Here is a 1,518-nt window from a genome sequence, read left to right as displayed (position 1 = left end):
ATCCCGAGATTGCTTGGGGTTATATGGTCAAGTGAATAAGCGCATACGGTGGATGCCTTGGCAGTCAGAGGCGATGAAAGACGTGGTAGCCTGCGATAAGCTTCGGGGAGTCGGCAAACAGACTTTGATCCGGAGATCTCTGAATGGGGGAACCCACTCAGCATAAGCTGGGTATCTTGTACTGAATCCATAGGTACAAGAGGCGAACCAGGGGAACTGAAACATCTAAGTACCCTGAGGAAAAGAAATCAACCGAGATTCCCTTAGTAGTGGCGAGCGAACGGGGACCAGCCCTTAAGTTGATTTGAGATTAGCGGAACGCTCTGGAAAGTGCGGCCATAGTGGGTGATAGCCCTGTACGCGAAAATCTCTTTTCAATGAAATCGAGTAGGACGGAGCACGAGAAACTTTGTCTGAACATGGGGGGACCATCCTCCAAGGCTAAATACTACTGACTGACCGATAGTGAACCAGTACCGTGAGGGAAAGGCGAAAAGAACCCCGGAGAGGGGAGTGAAATAGAACCTGAAACCGTATGCGTACAAGCAGTGGGAGCAGACTTGTTCTGTGACTGCGTACCTTTTGTATAATGGGTCAGCGACTTATATTCAGTGGCGAGCTTAACCGAATAGGGGAGGCGTAGCGAAAGCGAGTCTTAATAGGGCGTTTAGTCGCTGGGTATAGACCCGAAACCGGGCGATCTATCCATGGGCAGGTTGAAGGTTAGGTAACACTGACTGGAGGACCGAACCGACTACCGTTGAAAAGTTAGCGGATGACCTGTGGATCGGAGTGAAAGGCTAATCAAGCTCGGAGATAGCTGGTTCTCCTCGAAAGCTATTTAGGTAGCGCCTCATGTATCACTGTAGGGGGTAGAGCACTGTTTCGGCTAGGGGGTCATCCCGACTTACCAAACCGATGCAAACTCCGAATACCTACAAGTGCCGAGCATGGGAGACACACGGCGGGTGCTAACGTCCGTCGTGAAAAGGGAAACAACCCAGACCGTCAGCTAAGGTCCCAAAGTTATGGTTAAGTGGGAAACGATGTGGGAAGGCTTAGACAGCTAGGAGGTTGGCTTAGAAGCAGCCACCCTTTAAAGAAAGCGTAATAGCTCACTAGTCGAGTCGGCCTGCGCGGAAGATGTAACGGGGCTCAAACCATACACCGAAGCTACGGGTGTCACGCAAGTGACGCGGTAGAGGAGCGTTCTGTAAGCCTGTGAAGGTCAGTTGAGAAGCTGGCTGGAGGTATCAGAAGTGCGAATGCTGACATGAGTAACGACAATGCGAGTGAAAAACTCGCACGCCGAAAAACCAAGGTTTCCTGCGCAACGTTAATCGACGCAGGGTTAGTCGGTCCCTAAGGCGAGGCTGAAAAGCGTAGTCGATGGAAAACAGGTTAATATTCCTGTACTTCTGGTTACTGCGATGGAGGGACGGAGAAGGCTAGGCCAGCTTGGCGTTGGTTGTCCAAGTTTAAGGTGGTAGGCTGAGATCTTAGGTAAATCCGGGATCT

The 1,518-nt window shown here is 51.0% G+C and carries 1 rRNA gene; it reads left to right on the top strand.

The features are described 5' to 3' along the window. Positions 1 to 25 precede the first annotated feature (25 nt). Positions 26 to 1,518, top strand: a 23S ribosomal RNA gene (locus HBH25_RS22935); the annotation flags it as partial.

Origin of the sequence: Pseudomonas quercus (assembly GCF_012033695.1) — a bacterium.
Lineage (GTDB): Bacteria > Pseudomonadota > Gammaproteobacteria > Pseudomonadales > Pseudomonadaceae > Aquipseudomonas > Aquipseudomonas quercus.
Note: the sequence above shows the minus strand (reverse complement) of the source record. Positions and strands in the feature narration are given on the sequence as shown.